The organism is Microbacterium sp. MMO-10 (assembly GCF_037148715.1).
In the GTDB taxonomy this organism is placed as follows: Bacteria; Actinomycetota; Actinomycetes; order Actinomycetales; family Microbacteriaceae; genus Microbacterium.
Map to the genome: position 1 here is coordinate 737,939 of NZ_JBBCSV010000003.1, position 18,278 is coordinate 756,216.

Genomic DNA, 18,278 nt, shown 5'->3' on the forward strand with positions numbered 1-18,278 from the left:
GGCCGGGGCGCGGATCCGGGCCGGGGCACGGCAGAATGGATCCATGACGGATGCGGCGATCGAGCGCGAAGTGCTCACGTGGGACGGTTTCGGCGAGGCGATGCGGGATCTGGCCCGCAACATCCTGGACTCGGGGTTCGAGACCGAGGTGGTCGTCGCGATCGCCCGCGGCGGGCTGCTGCCGGCCGGCGCCATCGCGTACGGCCTCGGCGCGAAGAACTGCGGCGCGATCAACGTCGAGTTCTACACGGGCATCGGCACGGTGCTCGACGCCCCCGAGGTGCTGCCTCCGGCCCTCGACATGGACTACCTGAACGGCCGCCGCGTGCTCCTCGTCGACGACGTCGCCGACTCGGGCCGCACGCTCGCCCTCGCGGTCCAGCTGCTCAAGGACAAGGGCGCCGACGTGCGCTCGGTCACGATCTACACCAAGCCCACCACGATCATCCAGCCCGACTACGCCTGGAAGGACACCGATCGCTGGATCGACTTCCCGTGGTCGGCGAAGGGCACGGTGCGCGAAGAGGACCTGGGCCTGCCGCCCACGGCCTGATCCCTCGAGTCGTCCCCCTGAGCACGAGCCAGAGGCCGTGCTCAGGGGGACGACTCGGTTGTGGGGTCGTCTGGGGGTGCGATCGGGGGCGGCCAGGTGGTGGCGCCGAGCTCGCGGGAGATGTTGCGCGCCGTGTCGCGCAGGGCGTGCAGCGCGGCGTCGGGGGCGGGCCCCTCGGCCGTGGGGAACACGATCGCCACGGCGGCGACGATGTCGCCGCGCGCGTCCGCGACCGGCGATGCCAGCGAGGACTCGCCCAGCACGGCCTCATCCGTCTCGGTCGCGAAGCCGTGCTCCGCGATCCCGGGAAGGGTCGCGGCCAGCACCGCCGGGTCGGTGACGGTGTCGCCGGTGAGGCTCGCGAGCGGCTCGGCGAACACCGCGCTCTGCAGGCCCAGATCGTGCGCGAGCAGCACCTTGCCCATCGCCGAGGCGTGCGCGGGCAGGGCGACACCGGTCTCCAGCATCTGCGGGCTGTCGTCGGGGCGCAGCGTGTGGTGGACCACGAGCACCTCGGTGAAGTGCGGGACGCCCAGGCGCACGGCCATGCCGGTGCGGCGCGCGAGCTCCTGTGTCCAGCGCAGCGACCGCGCCCGTACGTCGAGCGAGTCGAGGTAGACGCTCGAGAGCTTGAGCAGCGTCGGGCCCAGCATGTACCGCTGGCCGCCGCGCTCCTTCGCGACGAGGCCGTGCTCGCGCAACGACGACACGATCCCGTGCACCGTCGAGGGCGGCAGCTGCAGCGCGGTCGCGAGGTCGGTGATGCCGAGGTGGTGCGAGCCCTGCAGCAGCTCGAGCACCTTCGCGGCGCGATCGATCGCCTGGATCATCGGTGCGGCTCCTCCTCGACGGCTGTGGCGACGGCGGCGCGATTCGGCCGGCGGATCCTTGACAATCCGACATCCTCATCGCATATTCGACATTAACGAAATGTATTCCGATTCTGGAGTGCGGTCGTGCGGCACGCAAGGGGTTTCCCGACCCGGCCGCCGCCGCAGGAGGACGGAGTGCGGATCGGACACGGATCCACCCGTCCGGTGCCACCGGGCGGTGACGGCGCCGATTGCACGGCAACGGTGCTGCGTGAACTGCAACGAGGAGGTCGCAGGATGAAGAAGCTCATCAACGCCCCGGAGGACGTGCTCGCAGAGTCGCTGCGAGGGCTCGCGCTCTCGCATCCGGAGCTCGAGGTCGATCTGGCGAACCGCGTGATCCTGCGCGCGACGCCGAAGGCGCAGGGCAAGGTCGGTCTGCTCAGCGGAGGCGGATCGGGCCATGAACCGCTGCACGGCGGCTTCGTCGGCACCGGCATGCTCGACGCCGCCTGCGCGGGAGAGGTGTTCACCTCGCCCACCCCCGACCAGATGCAGGTGGCGACGAAGGCGATCGACCGCGGCGCCGGCGTGCTGCACATCGTGAAGAACTACACGGGCGACGTCATGAACTTCGAGATGGGCGCCGAGCTGGCGGCGATGGACGGCATCGAGGTGCGCTCGGTCGTGGTGGACGACGACGTCGCGGTGCAGGACTCGCTCTACACGGCGGGCCGTCGCGGTGTGGGGCTCACCGTGCTGCTCGAGAAGATCGTCGGGGCCGCCGCCGAGGAGGGGCAGGACCTCGCCGCCGTCGCCGATCTCGCCGCCCGCGTGAACGGGCAGGGGCGGTCGATGGGCATGGCCCTGACGAGCTGCACGGTGCCCTCAGCGGGCAAGCCGACGTTCGACCTTCCCGACGACCAGATGGAGATCGGGATCGGCATCCATGGCGAGCCGGGCCGGCACCGCGTGCCGCTCGCCCCCGCGAAGGACATCGCCGCCCAGCTCGTCGAGCCGATCCTCGCCGACCGGGACTTCACCGGATCCCCGGCGATCGTGATGCTCAACGGCATGGGCGGCTCGCCGCTCATCGAGCTCTACCTCATGTACGGCGAGGTGGCCGCCCTGCTGGAGAAGGCCGGCGTGACCGTCGCCCGCAATCTGGTCGGCAACTACATCACCTCCCTCGACATGGCCGGCTGCTCCGTGACCGTGCTCGGCGCCGACGACGAGCTCATCCGGCTGTGGGACGCGCCGGTCGTGACCCCCGGCCTGCGCTGGGGCGCCTGACCCTCATCCGCTGACGCGCTCCCGAACGAAGGAGATCACCTGCATGTCGAACACCATCCCGCTCACCGTCCTCGTCGACTGGCTCGACCGCTTCCGCGACGCGGTCGTGGCCCAGCGCGACTGGCTCACCGAGCTCGACTCCGCGATCGGCGACGCCGACCACGGCGCCAACATGGCGCGCGGCATGACCGCGGCGGCGGAGAAGGCGGCGCAGACGGCGCCCACGACCGCGGACGAGCTCTTCAAGACCGTGGGGATGACCCTCGTTTCGACCGTCGGCGGCGCCAGCGGTCCGCTCTACGGCACGTTCTTCCTGCGTCTGGGGGCGACGCTCGGCGCCGTGTCGGAGGTGGAGCCGGCGTCGCTCGCGGCGGGACTCCGCGCGGGCCTGGAGGGCATCGTGGCACGCGGCAAGGCGGAGGCGGGGGACAAGACGCTGTTCGACGCGGCGGCCCCGGCGATCGACGCGATGGACCGGGCGCTGGCCGCAGGAGACTCGGCCGCGGCGGCTGCCGCGGCTGCGGCGACGGCGGCCGCCGCGGGCCGCGACGCGACGATCGACCTCGTCGCCCGCAAGGGCAGGGCCAGCTATCTCGGGGAGCGCAGCGCCGGGCACATGGATCCGGGGTCGGCGTCGATGACCCTGCTGTTCGAGACGCTGGCCGCGGCCCTCGCCGGGTGATCGAGGCCGGCGGGGGAGGGATGCGCTGATGGGGATCGGGATCGTCGCCGTATCGCACAGCCTGCGCCTGGCTGAGGCGGCGAGAGAGCTGGCCGTGCAGATGGTGCCCGGTGGTGCGGTGGCCGTCGAGCTGGCCGCGGGAGCGGGCGAGGACGCCGATGGCTCGCCCATCCTGGGCACCGACGCGACGCGCGTGGCCGGTGCGATCGATCGGCTGGCCGCGTCCTGCGACGGCGTGCTGGTGCTGATGGATCTGGGATCCGCCGTGATGAGCGCCGAGTTCGCGCTCGAGCTGCGGTCCAGTGATGTACCCGTGCGGCTCGCCTCCGCCCCGTTCGTGGAGGGGCTGCTCGCGGCGGTCGTGACCGCGGCGCAGGGGGCGTCGCTGGACGAGGTCGCCGGGGAGGCGGACGACGCGCTGGTCGCCAAGGCGGCGCAGCTGCAGGACGAGCCGCAGGCTCCGGCCGGGTCGGGGGGCCCCGAGCGCGAGGGGAGCACGCCCGAGGCGGGCGGGCTCGACGCGAGCGCGCCGGCGTCTGCGGTCTCGCGGCCCGAGGGGGCCGTGGTGCGCGTCGTCCCGGTGCGCAACCCCGCCGGGATGCACGCGCGTCCGGCCGCCATGATCGCCCAGGCGGCGGGGAACTCCGGGCTGCTGCTGCGGCTGCTGCCCGACGGAGATCCCGTCCCGGCATCGAGCATGATGCGCCTGCTGGCCTTCGGGGCGCGGCGCGGGGACGAAGTCGAGCTCGTCGGATCCCCGGGTGCGGTCGAGCGCGTCGCCGCGCTGTTCGACGACGGCTTCGGCGAGATGGACGGCGCGCCGGAGCCGGCCGTGTCCGTTCTTCCCCTTCCGCGGCCGTCGAGCGAGGACGCGCGGAGCGCGACCGAGACGAGATCTTCTCCGGGGCCGTCGAGCGAGGACGCGCGGAGCGGGACGGAGACGAGATCTTCTCCGGGGCCGTCGAGCGAGGACGCGCGGAGCGCGACCGAGACGAAACGCGGTGATCTCGCGGGGGACGGCGTTTCGTCTCGCTCCGGCTCCGCCGGCGCTCGCTCAACGACCCCGGAGGGGAGCGCTCGGGTGGTCCCGGAGGAGGGTGCGCCGGGGATCCTCCGCGGGCTCGGCGTGAGTCCGGGGCGCGCGATCGGCCCGGTCGCGCAGCTCGGCGCGGCGATCGCGGAACCGGGTGCGGCAGAAAGACTGCCCGACGATGAGCGGGAGGCGCAGGCGGCGCGGATCCCTTCCGCGGCCGCGGACGTCGCCGCCGCTCTGCGGGCTGCCGCCGCCCATGCCGACGGCGAGGCGGCGCAGATCCTCGAGGCGACCGCGCTGCTGGCGGCGGATCCCGAGCTCGCGAGCGCGTCCGCGGCGCGCGTCAGGACCGACGGGGTGCCCCCGGCCCGTGCGGTGTGGGACGAGGCCGAGGCGCAGTCGGCCGTGCTGCGCGGGCTCGGCGGACGCATGGCCGAGCGCGTCGCGGACCTGCACAGCGTGCGCGATCGCATCGTCGCGCGGCTCACGGGTCACGAGATCCCGGGGATCCCTGACCGCGCCGACCCGTTCGTCCTCGTCGCCCGGGATCTCGCCCCCGCCGAGACCGCCGCGCTCGGGCGCAGCGCGTGCGTCGCGCTCGTCACGGAGGAGGGCGGCCCCACCTCGCACACGGCGATCCTGGCGCGGGCGCTGGGCATCCCCGCCGTGGTCGCCGCCGCGGGCGCGACGCGGATCGCCGCGGGGACCATCGTGCTCGTCGACGGCGAGGCGGGAACGGTGCTGCCGGACCCGTCCGCGGCGCAGCGCGGGGCCGTCGTGGACGAGGAGGCGCCGACGTTCGACGGCGCCGGCGCGCTCGCCGACGGGACGCGCCTTCCCCTGCTGGCCAACGTCGGCGGCGCCGCCGACGCCCGCGCCGCGGCGGAGGCGCATGCGGAGGGGATCGGGTTGTTCCGCACCGAGTTCTGCTTCCTGGATCGTGCCGCAGAGCCGACCGTCGCCGAGCAGGTCGACGCGTACCGCGGGGTGCTGGCGCCGTTCGCCGGACGGAAGGTCGTGGTGCGCACGCTCGATGCCGGATCCGACAAGCCGCTCCCGTTCGCGACCGCCGCGGACGAGGAGAACCCTGCCCTCGGCGTGCGCGGGCTGAGGACGGCGTGGGCGCACCCCGCCCTGCTGGCTCATCAGCTCACTGCCATCGCGGAGGCCGCGGCCGCGGAACGCGCCGAGGTCGAGGTGATGGCGCCGATGGTCGCCACGGTCGATGAGGCCCGCGATTTCGTCGCGGCCTGCCGGGCGGCCGGGATCGCACGGGCGGGCATCATGATCGAGACCCCCTCCGCGGCGCTGCTCGCGGCCGAGCTGCTCGCCGTGGTCGACTTCGTGAGTCTCGGCACCAACGACCTCACGCAGTACACGATGGCGGCTGACCGGCTGTCGGCGCCGCTCGGTGCGCTCAACGATCCCTGGCAGCCGGCGGTGCTGCGCCTCATCGGCACGGTGGGAGCCGCGGGTCGCGCCCTGGGCAAGCCGGTCGGGGTGTGCGGCGAGGCCGGGGGCGATCCGGCGATCGCCCCCGTGCTCGTCGGCCTCGGCGTCACGAGCCTGTCGATGACCGCGCGCTCGCTCGCGCGCGTGGCGGCGCGGCTGCGGACGGTGACGGCCGAGGACTGCGCACGCGCCGCGACGGCGGCGCTCGGGGCGGGCACCGCCGCCGAGTCGCGCGCCGCCGCGGCTGCGGCGCTCACGCGGCGCTGAGCACGGCCCCCTCGCCCGACGCGGTGGAGCGCGCGACGGGTGCGCCGAGCTCGGCGGTCGGCGTGCGGAACGTCTCCCGCAGCCCCAGGGCGCACAGCGCGAGGATCAGGCACGCCGCCGCCGAGTACAGGCCCACGCCGATCGGATTGCCGCCGAAGGCGATGAACATCGCCGTGGCGACGGTCGCGGCCGTGCCGCCGCCGATCGCGGCGCCCGTCTGGTAGGTCACCGAGATCGCCGAGTAGCGCGACTCCTTCGAGAACTGCTCGCCGAGGAAGGCGGGGATCGTGCTCTGCGGCATCGCCATGAAGACGTTCACGCCGATGTAGCCGAGCACCACGAGGAACATGACGTGCCCCTCCGCCATCGGGAAGAACGCGAAGAAGAACGCGCCGTAGACGAGCGCGCCCCAGCCGACGAGCTTCTTGCGGCCGATCCGGTCGGACAGCAGGCCCAGGAAGGGGACCGCGATCATGAAGGCGGCGGATCCGACCAGCTGCAGCACGAGCGACTCGGTCGAGGTGTAGCCGATCTGCTCGGCGTAGGTGATGGTGAAGATGGATCCGATGTACGCGATCGTGTTGTAGCCGAACGAGACGCCGATGGCGAGCAGGATCGCACGCGGGTGCTGACGGATCGCGGCGAAGAGCGGCACCTTCGGCGCCTTCTCGACGGCGATGGTCTCCTGAGGCATGCGCAGGCGGGCGATCAGGCCGATGATCACGAGCGCCCCGCCGAGCCAGAACGGGATCCGCCAGCCCCAGGCCAGCAGCTGCGGCTCGGGGAAGATCGAGATCGCGAGGAACACCAGGGTGCCCAGCAGCGAGCCGATGCCGATGCCGGTGCTCGTGAAGCTGCCCCACAGGCCGCGGCGGTTCTCGGGAGCGTTCTCGATGCCGAACAGCGATGCGCCGCCCCACTCGCCGCCCGCGGCGAAGCCCTGGATGAGGCGCAGCGCGACGAGGAGGATCGGCGCCAGCGCGCCGACGGCGGCGTAGGTCGGCAGGCAGCCGATGAGGAAGGTGCTCGAGCCCATCACGAGCAGGGTGAGCACCAGCATGGACTTGCGGCCGACGCGGTCGCCGAAATGGCCGATCACGATGCCGCCGAGCGGGCGGGCGACGAAGCCCACCCCGAAGGCCGCGAAGGCGATCAGGGTGCCGGTGAGGTGGTCGACCGAGGGGAAGAACAGCGTCGGGAAGACCAGCGCCGCGGCGAAGCCGTAGATGATGAAGTCGTAGAACTCCAGCGCGGTGCCGAAGCCGGAGATGAAGAAGGTGCGCATCGCCGTCGCGGCGTGCTGCGCGAGGGCTCGGGTGTCGAGGGAAGCCATGATCGTCCTTGAGGATGGGGTCTAGAAGCGGGTCATGCCGTGACGGGCGGCGTCGGCGGGGGTGCCGGGGTGGACGTCGAGGTGGAGGGAATCGGCATCGATGCCGATCGTGAGGAGCGTCTCCCACTGCTCGTGGGAGGGCTTGTCGAGCTCGGGACGCATGCACACGGCCGCGTCGGGTCCGTCGCCGCCGCACATCGCTGCGGCGCGCTCGAGGGGGTCGAGGCCGGTCATGCCGGAGCGCACGGCGGCGAGGTGCGCGTAGCGCTCGGCCGTGGTCGAGTCGGCGGGCATGGTGTCGCCCGCCGCGAGGCCCTCATCGAGGAAGTGGTTGGTGTGCAGCAGCCAGCCGTCGACGGCGGGGGCCACGACCGCGACACCCGCGGGGGAGACCTCGATGGAGGCCGCCCGCGGCGCGCGGCGGTCGTCGCCGCGCTCGGTCACCGTGAACACCGTGGAAGCGCTCACGGCCGCCGAGGAGGCGAGGGCGATCGCGTCGTCGACGGAATCGGCCTCGTCGATGATGCGACGGGCGATCGCGTGCACGGGCACGCCCCCCGCCGCGGAGTCCTGCCGGTGGCTGAGGATGTTGAAGTGCAGGCCGAGACCGGCGCTGTTGGCGCCGATCTTCGCCGCCGTGCCGAACTCGGTGAACAGCTTGGCGCGCCGTCCCGCTGCCGGGGCGTAGTCCAGGAGCAGACCGAACGGCACCAGCGCCGCATGCCAGTCCCAGGTCTGGATGGTCTCGGCCGCGCCCGTCGCGGGGACGTGCACCGCGGTGGAGCACTCGCCCTCGCGCTGCGGCTCGGCGGCGGCGAGGATCTCGGTGCGTGCGCCGACCGCCGCGACGAGGAGGCGGTCGACGCCTGCGGCATCGGCCATCGCGTCGGACTCCTCGGCGAGCGGGGCGTGCCAGCCGCGCAGCAGGTCGTGGCTGCGGCGCGCGATCTCATCGGCGCGGTCGAGGTCGATGCCCAGCGCGGCGAAGTGCGCACGGTACAGCTCGGCGCTGCGCCGGACGGCGTCGGGGTGCGCGCCGCCGATCTGCCGCCCGCGCTCGCGGGGGTCGGTGGTGCTGCTGGTGAGCGTGAGAAGCCGCATCGGTCTCCAATGTCCATGCTGTGCGGTGCGCGGGGCCGTCTTCGGCCGCCGGCGGGTGCTACCGCAGCACGTTAGGTACGTAAAACGTTTTATGCAAGGCCATTGCGCCTTGCGAGGCGGTTCCGCATCGCGGGTCGGGTTCGCGTAGCATCCGAGCATGGTCCACGGGCACGGCATCACGATCCGCGACGTCGCCCGTCGCGCCGGCGTCTCGATCACCGCCGTCTCGCACGCGCTCAACGGCAAGGGCACCCTCTCCGAGGCCACGCGCGCGCGGATCGTCGGGGTGGCGGAGGAGCTCGGCTACCAGGCCGACGCGATGGCGCGGGGGCTGCGCAGCTCGTCGATCGGGGCGATCGGCCTGGTCTTCCGCTCGCTCGACGCGCTCGCCGACTACCGGCCCAGCGGAGTGGACGTGTTCATGCGCTTCGCCGGAGAGCTCTCCGCCCAGGCGCTCGCTCGAGGGCTCAGCGTGGTGCTCGTGCCGGATCTCACCCGTACGCCGATCCCGCCGCTGGCGTTCTCCCTGGACGGCTACATCGTGTCCAACCCGCATCGCGACGACGCCGTGGTGGCGCTGCTCGAACGACGGGGCATCCCCTGCGTCGCCCAGGGCAGCGTGCCGGGGCGTCCCGACTTCGTCGACTGGGTGTCGGAGGACGACGCCGGGGCGATGCGGCGCCTGCTGGATCACCTCGGGAGGGCGGGGGCCCGCACGGTCGTGCTCGCGCACGGCACGGATCCGAACTCGTGGAATCTCGACAGCATCGACGAGTACACGGCGTGGTGCGCGGAGCGCGGCGCGGCGCCGCGGCTCATCGCCCAGCCGGAGCGGACCGGGCTCGACGGCGGCGCCGAGATCGCCGCGCGGCTGATGACCGAAGGCCTGCCCGATGCGCTCGTGTGCATGACGGGGCGGCACGCGGCGGGGGCCGAGCAGGCGCTGCTGGATGCGGGCGTTGCCGTGCCCGGGCAGGTGATGATCGCGACCGGATCCGACTCCGCACAGGCCCGCAGCGCGCGGCCGGCGATCACGGCGATCGAGATGACGCCGCGGGAGACGGGGATCGCGCTGCTGGACGCCCTGGAGGCGCTGATGGCGGGGCGCCCCGCGGAGACGCCGCGGCGCACCGCGAGCGTGCTGCGCACGCGCGGGTCGACCGCGCGTTCTGTCAGTCGACCGTGACCGCGAACCCGTCGCCGTCCGCGGTGACCGTCACGTGCGTGAGGTCGGCGACGACGGCGTCGGGGGAGTGCGCGGCAGAGCCGGCCCCCACGCCGATGACCCGCATCCCCGCGGCGCGGGCGGCCTCGATCCCGGCCCCGGAGTCCTCGAAGACGAGGCAGTCGGCCGGGTCGACGCCGAGCCGCCTGGCACCCAGGAGGAAGCCCTCCGGGTCGGGCTTGGAGGCGGAGACGTGCTCCGCGGTGACGGGCCCGGCCGGCACGTCGAGCTCGGCGGCGCCCATGCGCACGCGCATCAGCCGGTCGTCCGCCGACGTGACGATCGCGTGCGGGTACGCGGTCAGGGCCGCCAGCAGACCGGCGGCGCCCGGCACCTCCACGACGCCGTCGACGTCGCCGCTCTCGCGGGCCAGCATCTCGCGGTTCTCCGCGAGGTTCTCCTCGTGCGGGCGATCGGGCAGCATGATCGCCATGCTCTGGTGCCCCTGGCGCCCGTGCACCACGCTGAGGACGAACTCGGGGTCGAGGCCGTGGGGCTGCGCCCAGGCCAGCCACAGGCGCTCGACGACGGCGGTCGAGTCGACGAGGGTGCCGTCCATGTCGAGCAGGGCGGCGCGGGCGCGGAAGGTCTGAGGCATGCTCCCAGGGTATCGGCGGGCAGACGCGGCCGGCTCCGGTCGGCCCTTAGGGTGGACACGACACGGGAGGTGCTCGGATGCGGACCGAGTGGGATCGACTGATCAGGCGGATGCGCGACGCGCGCGCCACGGCGACGCTGCGTCAGATGCGCGAGACGGACGCCCTGCTGACCGGCGCGGTCGCGCTCGTCCTCGGCTTCCTCGTGGCCTTCGTGATCTTCTGGCACCGCACGCTGTCGATCACCGGGCCGTGGTCGGTCGGGATGGTCGCCGCGATCGGCGGCGCCGCCGTCGCCGTGCTGGCCTTCACCGCGGGGCGCATCGGGCTGCGGATGGAGGCGGCCGAGGCGCCGGAGAAGCAGGATCCGGATGCGGCGAACGACGGGTTCGCGACGCCGGGCCAGCGACTGCGCTGGTACGAGCTGACGGCGATCGCGCTCGCACACGGCGCCGTCGCGCTGCTGGCGCTGTTCGGGCTTGCCGCCCTCCTCGAGGCGGGCTTCCGGGATGCGCCCGTGTTCCCGTTCCCGGGGGCCGTGCTGGTCGGGGTCGCGCTCGCCCTCACCGCCTATGTCTGCTACCTCAGCGCGGCCGCGCTGAGCCCCACCTCGATCTCGCTGATCCTGGCGATCTTCCTCGTGATCGGCGCGCTCACGGCGATGCTCGAGGCGACGGACCCACACTGGTGGCGCGACAACCTCTCCGCCCTGGGCATGGCGAGCAACGCCTCGTCCCCGGCGTTCAACACGACCCTCATCGTCGCGGGGGTGATGGTGACCACGATCGCCCGCTACGCGACGGCGGCGCTGCCGGTGCCCGAACCCCGGGATGAGCGCGGGCGCACGATCGTCCGGGTGGGGCTCATCCTGATCGGGATCCTGCTCGCGTGCGTCGGGATCTTCCCCGTTGACCGCTTCTTCCTCCTGCACAACACGGTCGCGACCGGCATGGCCGTGTGCTTCGCCGTGGTCGTGGTCGGGTTGCCGTGGTTCCTGCGCCGGATCTCGCGCGTGTTCGTCGCACTGGGCTGGATCTACGTGCTCGTGATCGCCCTGCTCGGCGTGTTCTTCGCGACCGGGTACTACAACCTGACGGCGGTCGAGCTGATCGCCGCCGTGCTGATCTTCAGCTGGATCATCGTGTTCCTGCGCACGGCGGGCGCCGACCACGGAGCGTGGGATCAGCAGCGCGCCGGCCGTGCCGAGGCGGCCGCGCGGAGCTGAGCAATGCCGCTCAGGCGGGCGGCGTCTGCGCCGCTTTCGGGCGTCAGCCTGTGGCTTCCGGGGGTCAGGCGCCTGGCGTCCACTCGACGTTCATGTCGGGGCGGATCACCACGGTCTCGCCGGGCTGGAGGGTGTGCTCCCCAGGGTCCGAGCCGACGTGGTTGTACCGGCCGATCATGAGCGGGTTCGTGCAGAGCCGGTCGCCGATGGACCAGATGTCGTCACCGGGAGCGGCCGTGTAACTGAGGATGTCTCCGCCGGCGTCGCGGTTCACGGTGCCGGTCGCGCCCGCCGAGGGGCCGCGGTCGTCGGGGTCTCCGACGAGCCGGCCGTAGCTGTGCGCGCCCACGTCGAAGATCTGGATCTTCGAGTAGGTCGTGCATCCGTTCGGGAGGTCCCCGGCCTTCACGCTGATCCCGTCGCCGAGCCAGATGACGCGATCCGGGTCGGGCGTCGGCGTGGACGTGCCGCCCGGCGTCGGGCCGGCCGTGCTCGACGCCGATGATCTGACAGGGTGTGCCGCCGTCGCGGGGGAGACCCGCGGCGAGGCGATGAGCGCCACGATCCCGACCGCAGCGACCCCCGCGGTCGCCCAGGCGATCGTCGCGGCGCGTTTCATGATTCAGAACCTAACCCGGCCGGAGGACGGGCGCCAGCGCTCGCCGTAGGGCGCCGTTGATCCGGAGGAGACCGGCGTTTCGCCTCGGTCGCCTTCGGCGTCCTCGCTCGACGACGCCGGGAGGGCGGTGGTGTTCGGCGTCCTCGCTCGACGAGCCCGGGAGGGCGGTGGTGTTCGGTGTCTTCGCTCGACGACGCCGGGAGGGCGGTGGTGTTCGACGTCTTCGCTCGACGACCCCACAGGGACGCCACCCCGGGCTCGTGTTTCAGGCGAGTTTTTCGGTGCGTGCTCTGCCGCCGGGGCGGGGTGGGGCACTGGTGCCGGGTGGGGGCAGGAACCAGACCTTCGCGTGGATGCCGGTGCCGTCGACGCGGATGCTCCAGTCGTTGTCGTGGACAAGGTGGTGGCAGGTCTCGCACAGCAGGACCCCGTTGTTGAGGTCGGTTTCGCCGTGGTCGCGGGCCCACCACGCGATGTGGTGCGCTTTCGTCATTGCGGGTGGGAGCCCGCAGAACGCGCATCCGCCGTCGCGTTCGACCAGGGCGAGGCGCTGCGCGCGACTGAACAACCGCCGATCCCGCCCCAGTGCAGGATCTCCCCGTCCTCCCCGCACACCCACCGGCTCACCCCGCCCCCGCCGGCCATGCGGCGGACCGTGTCGATGCTGACGGGCTGGTCGAGCCCGTCGATGAGCCCGAACCCGGTCCCTGCCTCCAGGTCGGTCGCGTTCACGCGGACGATCACCGTCGCCCCGTTCAGGGTCCCCTTGCCCTCACAGGTCAGGGCGTGCTCGGCGAGATGCACGAGCGCGTCGGCCTGGATCTGCGGGACGGTGCGCCGGTCCGCGTCCGGCGTGTTCGGGTCGCGGCCGTCGCGTTTCGCGGCGAACTCGGCCGACACGAACCCTCCGATCGCGGTCTTCACCGCCGCACCCCGCACAGGGTCCAGGACCGCGTTCACATGCAGCATCCCCTCCCGCTCGAACAGGGTCACCGACGCCCGGGCCCGCAGCTCCTCCTCCCGGGGTGCCACCCCGTCCGGGTCCAGGTGTGCCTCCAACCGGGTGAGCATCCGCCGCACCTCATCGTGCGACAGCCCCGGCGCCTTCTCGGTGAGGAACTTCTCCGCCTCCCCGGCGACCCCGCGTCCCACCTTCACGATCATCCGATCGAGGAAGGACACGATCACCCCGGCCGCCGCCGCCCCGATCCGTCCCGCGACCAGCGCCTCCCGCACGGCCGGGAACTTCGCCGGCAGATGCTCCCCGACCAGGTTCGCCCGCGGCGCCGTCGCCTCCCCGACCTTGACCAGCCGGGCCGCATCACCCGTGGACGCCCCGGTGGTCGTCGCGATCAACTGGGCCGTGTTCCGAAACCCCTGCTGCCTCGCCAACGACTGCGGCCCCAGCTCCGGCCGCGACTCCTCCGCCAAGCGGGCAGCCACTTCCGCATGCACCCCATCCGCGGTGCGCTTCACCCGCCCGATCGCCTCATTCACCGCCACCAGCCGCGCCCGCGACAGACCCGCACCAGAGGAAGCATCACCCCACGCATCCACCAGAAGCTGAGTGGCCTCCAGGAGCGGATCAAGGGTGCTGGACATACCCCGATTCTACCGAGAATCGATGATCCGTTCGAAAGTTATCCACAGCCAAGAAGATCGCCTGACCTGGGAATTTCCTTGTGATGAAGGCGAGGGGTGGATCAGCAGGAGCCGGATCTCCGATCGGCCCGGCTGGGTAGGGCTCGGCTGCCCAGGTACCCGGCGGCCGGCCCTGGGTAATCGTGCCCCCGGACCTGGGCACCTCGCGCCCGAGCGCGTGCTTCCTCCGCCCGAGAGGCTCGTCCTCTGCAGGCGCGTGAGGGACGGACCGGTTCTGGGCAGCCGGCCCCTCGCGTCGTACGCATCGCCCCGCGCTGCGGACTGCGGACTGCGGGCGTCCTCAGCCGGCCGCGCCGGACTGCTGCTCCGCCAGCACAGCGGCGAGCGCCTCGACCTGCGCCTTGCCCGCCTCGTCGACGGTCAGCGACATGATCGACGACATCGCCAGGAGCACCTCGAACTCGCGGGGATCGCGCGTCTTGCCGAAGAGCGAGGTGCGCTCCTTGATGCGCACCTCCCGGTACGTCGAGACCGGATTGCGGGCTGTCTCGAGCTTGCCGTGGTGCTTGAACTTCGTGACCGTCGCGCCGTCGTACACGATCGACTCGCCGTCGGCCCCCGTCACTTCGATGCTGCTCGTCATGCGCAGATTCTAGGGCCGGGGATCCGGGGCGGAAACGGACGGATCGGATCCGGATCCCTTCGCGGCTGGACGAGCGCCGTGCACTGGATGACAAGCCCCGGCACCCCGCACGCGCCCACAATGGGAGGACGCATCGTCGTCCGCATACTCGAAGGAGAGACCGATGACCGACATGTCCGCCGCGTCCGCGCTGCTCGACCGCATCCAGGCCCCGGAAGGCAGCGGGCGGGACATCCCCGACGCCGCCACGCGCGAGGTCATCGGCCGCGCCCCCGTGCAGACCGTCGCCGATCTGGACGACGCCATCGCCCGCGCCAAGGCCGCGCAGCCGGGCTGGGAGGCGCTCGGCCACGCGAAGCGCAGCGAGCTGCTGCTCGCCGCCGCCGACGCGATCGACGCGAACGCGGAGGCGCTCGCGCTCCTGCTCTCGCGGGAGCAGGGCAAGCCCCTGAACGGTCCGAACGCGCGGTTCGAGCTGGGCGCGTGCTCTGCCTGGCTGCGCACGAACGCGACCACGGTGCTCGAGCCCGAGGTGCTCGTGGACGACGAGAACCTGCACGCGGAGCTCGTCTACAAGCCGGCCGGCGTGGTCGGTGCGATCGGCCCGTGGAACTGGCCGCTGATGATCACGATCTGGCAGATCGGCCCCTCCCTGCGGATGGGCAACACGGTGGTCGTCAAGCCCAGCGAGTACACCCCGCTCAGCGTGCTGGCGATGCTCGCCGTGATGAACGACGTGCTGCCCGCCGACGTGCTGATCGGGATCTCCGGCGATCGCGAGGTCGGCGCGCGGATCGCCGCGCACCCCGACATCGACAAGATCATGTTCACCGGATCCACGGCCACCGGCCGCAAGATCATCGAGAGCTCGGCCGGCAACCTCGCCCGCCTGACGCTCGAGCTCGGCGGCAACGACGCGGGCATCGTGCTGCCGGGCACCGACCCGGCCGCGATCGCCGAGGACCTGTTCTGGGGCGCGTTTATCAACACGGGCCAGACCTGCGCGGCGATGAAGCGGCTCTACGTGCACGACTCGCTCTACGACCAGGTCGTGGATGCGCTCGCCGGCATCGCCGCGAACGTGCCGATCGGCAACGGGCTGGATGAGAACAACGTCCTCGGCCCGCTGCAGAACAAGCAGCAGTTCGACATCGTCTCGCGCCTCGTCGAGGACGCGAAGGCCCGGGGCGCCCGCGTCGTGACCGGCGGCGAGGCCGCCCCCGAGCTCGGCGAGCTGTTCTACCGGCCGACGATCGTGGCCGACATCGACAACGACGCCGCGCTCGTGCAGGAGGAGCAGTTCGGGCCGGCGCTGCCGATCATCCGCTACTCCGACGTGGACGAGGCGTTCGCGCTCGCCAACGCGGTCGACGTGGGCCTCGGCGCCTCGGTGTGGTCGAGCGACCCCGAGGCGGCACGTGAGGCCGCGACCCGCATGCAGTCCGGCACCGTATGGATCAACTCGCACGGCGGGCTGCACCCGATGGTGCCGTTCGGAGGCGTGAAGAGCTCGGGCTACGGGCTCGAGTTCGGCGTGGCGGGCCTCAAGTCCGTCGCCGTGCCCCAGGTCGTCTCCGGACCCGGCCGGAAGGCCTGAGCCATGGCCCGCTCCGCGATCGTCGTCGGAGCCGGCACCTCGGGGAGCATCGTCACCCGGCGTCTCGTCGACGCCGGGTACGACGTGACGCTCATCGAGGCCGGCGGCTACGACACCAACCCCGCGATCCACGACCCCTCCCGTGCGGGCGAGCTCTGGCACGCCGCCGAGGACTGGGACTACTTCACGGTGCCGCAGGAGCACGCGGCCGGCCGCCGGCTGCACCTGCCGCGCGGGAAGGTGACCGGCGGATCCCACGCGCTGAACGCGATGATCTGGGTGCGCTGCGCCGCCTCCGACTTCGACGGCTGGGAGCGCTCCGGCGCCACCGGCTGGGGCTGGGCCGAGGTCGAACCGGTCTACGACGCGATCGAGAACGACCTGCTCCCGGTGACCGACGACTACGCGCTCGTCCCGATCCAGCAGTCGATCATCGACGCGGCCGTCGAGGAGGGGCTGGAGCACAACCCCGACTACAACGGCGGCACGCTCGACGGCGTCTCCCAGGAGCAGGTCACGATGCGCGACGGACGTCGTGTCAACACGTGAATGGCGTATGTGCGCCCGGTCGAGGATGCGGCGAACCTGCGGATCGTCACGGATGCCGAGGTGCAGTCCGTGATCGTCGAGGACGGCGCGGCCGTGGGCGTGCGGCTGAGCGATGGATCCGAGCTCCGTGCGGACGAGGTGATCCTCGCCGCCGGTGCGCTGGGCAGCCCCGCGATCCTGCTGCGCAGCGGCATCGGCCCGCGCGAGGACCTCGAGGCGCTGGGGATCGAGGTGCTCCGGGACGTCCCCGCGGTCGGCGCGAACCTGCACGACCATCTGCTGTCCCCGGTGATCTTCACGACCGCGCAGCCCGTCGGTGCACCGCAGCCGGGGGTGTCCGTCACGCAGACGCACCTGTTCTGGCGCTCGCGCGACGGCCTCGCCGAGCCCGACACCCAGCCGATCCACTTCTCGGTGCCGATGTGGGGCGAGCTCGAGCCGCGTCCCGGCGCGCACGGTCCGGGCGACGGCTTCACGCTCATGGCGGGCCTCGTGACGCCGCACAGCAGAGGCGCGCTGCGCCTGTCCGGCGCCGGCGTCGAGGATCCGCTCCTCATCGACCTCGCGGCCCTGGAAGACGACCGCGACGTGGCGGCACTCGCCGCCTCCGTGCGCCAGGCGCGCCGGATCGGCGCCCGGCCCGCGCTCGCGGGGGAGTGGGGCGCGACCGAGGCCTACCCCGGCGCGGAGGTGACGGATGCCGATGTCGAGGACTGGGTGCGCCGCACCGCGATCACGTACCACCACCAGGTCGGCACCTGCCGGATGGGCACGGATCCGGACGCCGTCGTGGATCCGCGCCTGCGGGTGAACGGCGTCGCCGGGCTCCGCGTGATCGACGCCTCGGTCATGCCGACGATCACCACGGGCAACACGAACGCCCCCGCCGCCGTGATCGGCGAGCGCGGTGCGCGGTTCCTGCTCGAGGACGCGGACTAGGAGTCTGCGGGGCCGGGCCCGTCCGGGGTCCGGCCCCGCAGCTCCGCGAGCAGGGCCTGCAGCCCCGCCTCGATGCGCTCGTCGCCTGCGACCTCGGGCAGCAGCACCGACACCATCTGCCAGCCGGCGTTGCGCGAGGCGACCTCGCCGACCGCCGTGTCGATGTCGATATGCGCGGCGAGCTCGCCGTCCTCCCGCGCCTCGACGAGGAAGCGGCGGAACTGGTCCCGCCAGCGCTGGTTGTTCTCGCGGTGGATCTGGGTGACCCGGGTGTCCTGCGAGGCGTGGTCCCAGAAGGCGATCACGACGCGGGCGTACTTGGGGCCGAGGTCTCCGAACGGCAGGATCTCGCGGCACATCTGCTCGAGGGCGTCGAGGCCGCGCTTGCCCGCGACCTCGGTGAGGATCCGTCCGTTGGCCTGCACGTGGAGGCGGACGAAGGACGCGGTGAGCAGGCTCTCCTTGGTCGGGAAGTAGCGCGCGATCGCTCCGTGCGTGTAGCCGGCTTCGGCGGCGATCTGGCGCATCGTGACGCGCTCGAAGCCCTCTCGGGCGATCACCTTCGTGGCCGCATCCGCGATGTGGTCCCGCCGTTCGTCGTGGTCAACGATCTTGGGCACGTCAGTCCTCCTCCGATCCTGATGATCCTAGGGGCGCGGCGCCGGGGCGCCGGGTCATCTTTCGTGTCCACCTGGACACGTAAGATTCCGAAACATCTTGACAACACTAACGCCTTGCTGGATATTTAAGTGACCAA

Annotated in this window: 16 protein-coding genes and 1 pseudogene; 8 read left to right on the plus strand and 9 right to left on the minus strand. The window is 72.4% G+C overall.

Annotated elements, in window-relative coordinates; all coding sequences use genetic code 11:
- The first annotated feature begins 43 nt into the window (after positions 1-43).
- Positions 44-553 carry a phosphoribosyltransferase gene (locus WFJ17_RS12215; RefSeq protein ID WP_251438582.1) on the plus strand — a complete coding sequence of 170 codons (510 nt, stop codon included), beginning with the start codon at positions 44-46 and terminating at the stop codon, positions 551-553.
- A gap of 41 nt (positions 554-594) precedes the next feature.
- Here the strand turns inward: WFJ17_RS12215 and WFJ17_RS12220 are convergent, their stop codons facing one another.
- Entirely contained in the window at positions 595-1,383 is a 789-nt protein-coding gene (locus tag WFJ17_RS12220; protein ID WP_336648558.1) for an IclR family transcriptional regulator, read from the minus strand.
- A gap of 279 nt (positions 1,384-1,662) precedes the next feature.
- Here WFJ17_RS12220 and dhaK point away from each other — a divergent pair, with 279 nt between their 5' ends.
- Genes dhaK through ptsP form a run of 3 tightly spaced genes read left to right on the plus strand, consistent with a single transcriptional unit; the run spans position 1,663 to position 6,092 of the window.
- Positions 1,663-2,658 carry a dihydroxyacetone kinase subunit DhaK gene (gene dhaK, locus WFJ17_RS12225; RefSeq protein WP_251438580.1) on the plus strand — a complete coding sequence of 332 codons (996 nt, stop codon included), beginning with the start codon at positions 1,663-1,665 and terminating at the stop codon, positions 2,656-2,658.
- 43 nt (positions 2,659-2,701) lie between these two features.
- Entirely contained in the window at positions 2,702-3,340 is a 639-nt protein-coding gene (gene dhaL, locus WFJ17_RS12230; RefSeq protein ID WP_251438579.1) for a dihydroxyacetone kinase subunit DhaL, read from the plus strand.
- Between the two features lie 28 nt (positions 3,341-3,368).
- Complete coding sequence (gene ptsP, locus WFJ17_RS12235) at positions 3,369-6,092, plus strand: phosphoenolpyruvate--protein phosphotransferase (protein ID WP_336648559.1); 2,724 nt, start codon at positions 3,369-3,371, stop codon at positions 6,090-6,092.
- On the opposite strand, the gene WFJ17_RS12240 is transcribed toward ptsP, so the two are convergent.
- The gene (locus WFJ17_RS12240) at positions 6,079-7,425 is read right to left on the minus strand and encodes an MFS transporter (protein ID WP_251438577.1); all 1,347 of its coding nucleotides are present in this window, start codon (positions 7,423-7,425) and stop codon (positions 6,079-6,081) included. The genes ptsP and WFJ17_RS12240 overlap by 14 nt on opposite strands.
- Before the next feature lie 21 nt (positions 7,426-7,446).
- The gene (locus WFJ17_RS12245; RefSeq protein ID WP_336648560.1) at positions 7,447-8,526 is read right to left on the minus strand and encodes a C45 family peptidase; all 1,080 of its coding nucleotides are present in this window, start codon (positions 8,524-8,526) and stop codon (positions 7,447-7,449) included.
- A gap of 157 nt (positions 8,527-8,683) precedes the next feature.
- Here WFJ17_RS12245 and WFJ17_RS12250 point away from each other — a divergent pair, with 157 nt between their 5' ends.
- Entirely contained in the window at positions 8,684-9,712 is a 1,029-nt protein-coding gene (locus WFJ17_RS12250) for a LacI family DNA-binding transcriptional regulator (protein WP_336648561.1), read from the plus strand.
- Here the strand turns inward: WFJ17_RS12250 and WFJ17_RS12255 are convergent.
- Positions 9,699-10,349 (minus strand): HAD-IA family hydrolase, encoded by a 651-nt coding sequence (locus WFJ17_RS12255; RefSeq protein ID WP_251438574.1) that lies wholly within the window; start codon positions 10,347-10,349, stop codon positions 9,699-9,701. The genes WFJ17_RS12250 and WFJ17_RS12255 overlap by 14 nt on opposite strands.
- Before the next feature lie 110 nt (positions 10,350-10,459).
- Here WFJ17_RS12255 and WFJ17_RS12260 point away from each other — a divergent pair, with 110 nt between their 5' ends.
- Positions 10,460-11,572, plus strand: a complete 1,113-nt coding sequence (locus WFJ17_RS12260) for a DUF998 domain-containing protein (RefSeq protein ID WP_251438573.1) — start codon at positions 10,460-10,462, stop codon at positions 11,570-11,572.
- A 64-nt stretch (positions 11,573-11,636) separates the two neighbouring features.
- Here WFJ17_RS12260 and WFJ17_RS12265 read toward each other — a convergent pair whose 3' ends face one another.
- The 4 genes from WFJ17_RS12265 to WFJ17_RS12280 all read right to left on the minus strand — a co-directional run bounded on the left by WFJ17_RS12265 (position 11,637) and on the right by WFJ17_RS12280 (position 14,436).
- Entirely contained in the window at positions 11,637-12,191 is a 555-nt protein-coding gene (locus tag WFJ17_RS12265; protein ID WP_336648562.1) for a hypothetical protein, read from the minus strand.
- A gap of 265 nt (positions 12,192-12,456) precedes the next feature.
- Positions 12,457-12,684: an HNH endonuclease gene (locus WFJ17_RS12270; RefSeq protein ID WP_336648563.1), complete on the minus strand. Its 228-nt coding sequence runs from the start codon at positions 12,682-12,684 to the stop codon at positions 12,457-12,459.
- Complete coding sequence (locus tag WFJ17_RS12275) at positions 12,681-13,793, minus strand: DUF222 domain-containing protein (RefSeq protein WP_336648564.1); 1,113 nt, start codon at positions 13,791-13,793, stop codon at positions 12,681-12,683. Before WFJ17_RS12275 ends, WFJ17_RS12270 begins: the two co-directional genes overlap by 4 nt.
- A gap of 340 nt (positions 13,794-14,133) precedes the next feature.
- Complete coding sequence (locus WFJ17_RS12280; protein WP_336648565.1) at positions 14,134-14,436, minus strand: hypothetical protein; 303 nt, start codon at positions 14,434-14,436, stop codon at positions 14,134-14,136.
- Between the two features lie 172 nt (positions 14,437-14,608).
- Here WFJ17_RS12280 and WFJ17_RS12285 point away from each other — a divergent pair, with 172 nt between their 5' ends.
- Complete coding sequence (locus WFJ17_RS12285; protein WP_251439358.1) at positions 14,609-16,033, plus strand: aldehyde dehydrogenase family protein; 1,425 nt, start codon at positions 14,609-14,611, stop codon at positions 16,031-16,033.
- 3 nt (positions 16,034-16,036) lie between these two features.
- Positions 16,037-17,521 (plus strand): annotated as a pseudogene (locus tag WFJ17_RS12290) (GMC family oxidoreductase).
- Here the strand turns inward: WFJ17_RS12290 and WFJ17_RS12295 are convergent.
- On the minus strand, positions 17,518-18,141 hold the full coding sequence (locus tag WFJ17_RS12295) for a TetR/AcrR family transcriptional regulator (RefSeq protein ID WP_251438568.1): 624 nt from the start codon (positions 18,139-18,141) through the stop codon (positions 17,518-17,520). The pseudogene WFJ17_RS12290 and the gene WFJ17_RS12295 overlap by 4 nt on opposite strands.
- Positions 18,142-18,278 lie beyond the last annotated feature (137 nt).

Bases quoted from the DNA above. Each gene is read 5' to 3' on its own strand.
- WFJ17_RS12255 (WP_251438574.1), bottom strand. From the start codon at position 10,349: ATGCCTCAGACCTTCCGCGCCCGCGCCGCCCTGCTCGACATGGACGGC.
- WFJ17_RS12240 (WP_251438577.1), bottom strand. From the start codon at position 7,425: ATGGCTTCCCTCGACACCCGAGCCCTCGCGCAGCACGCCGCGACGGCG.
- WFJ17_RS12265 (WP_336648562.1), bottom strand. From the start codon at position 12,191: ATGAAACGCGCCGCGACGATCGCCTGGGCGACCGCGGGGGTCGCTGCG.
- WFJ17_RS12280 (WP_336648565.1), bottom strand. From the start codon at position 14,436: ATGACGAGCAGCATCGAAGTGACGGGGGCCGACGGCGAGTCGATCGTG.
- WFJ17_RS12245 (WP_336648560.1), bottom strand. From the start codon at position 8,526: ATGCGGCTTCTCACGCTCACCAGCAGCACCACCGACCCCCGCGAGCGC.
- dhaK (WP_251438580.1), top strand. From the start codon at position 1,663: ATGAAGAAGCTCATCAACGCCCCGGAGGACGTGCTCGCAGAGTCGCTG.
- ptsP (WP_336648559.1), top strand. From the start codon at position 3,369: ATGGGGATCGGGATCGTCGCCGTATCGCACAGCCTGCGCCTGGCTGAG.
- WFJ17_RS12260 (WP_251438573.1), top strand. From the start codon at position 10,460: ATGCGCGACGCGCGCGCCACGGCGACGCTGCGTCAGATGCGCGAGACG.
- WFJ17_RS12285 (WP_251439358.1), top strand. From the start codon at position 14,609: ATGTCCGCCGCGTCCGCGCTGCTCGACCGCATCCAGGCCCCGGAAGGC.
- dhaL (WP_251438579.1), top strand. From the start codon at position 2,702: ATGTCGAACACCATCCCGCTCACCGTCCTCGTCGACTGGCTCGACCGC.
- WFJ17_RS12270 (WP_336648563.1), bottom strand. From the start codon at position 12,684: ATGACGAAAGCGCACCACATCGCGTGGTGGGCCCGCGACCACGGCGAA.
- WFJ17_RS12275 (WP_336648564.1), bottom strand. From the start codon at position 13,793: ATGTCCAGCACCCTTGATCCGCTCCTGGAGGCCACTCAGCTTCTGGTG.
- WFJ17_RS12250 (WP_336648561.1), top strand. From the start codon at position 8,684: ATGGTCCACGGGCACGGCATCACGATCCGCGACGTCGCCCGTCGCGCC.
- WFJ17_RS12220 (WP_336648558.1), bottom strand. From the start codon at position 1,383: ATGATCCAGGCGATCGATCGCGCCGCGAAGGTGCTCGAGCTGCTGCAG.
- WFJ17_RS12215 (WP_251438582.1), top strand. From the start codon at position 44: ATGACGGATGCGGCGATCGAGCGCGAAGTGCTCACGTGGGACGGTTTC.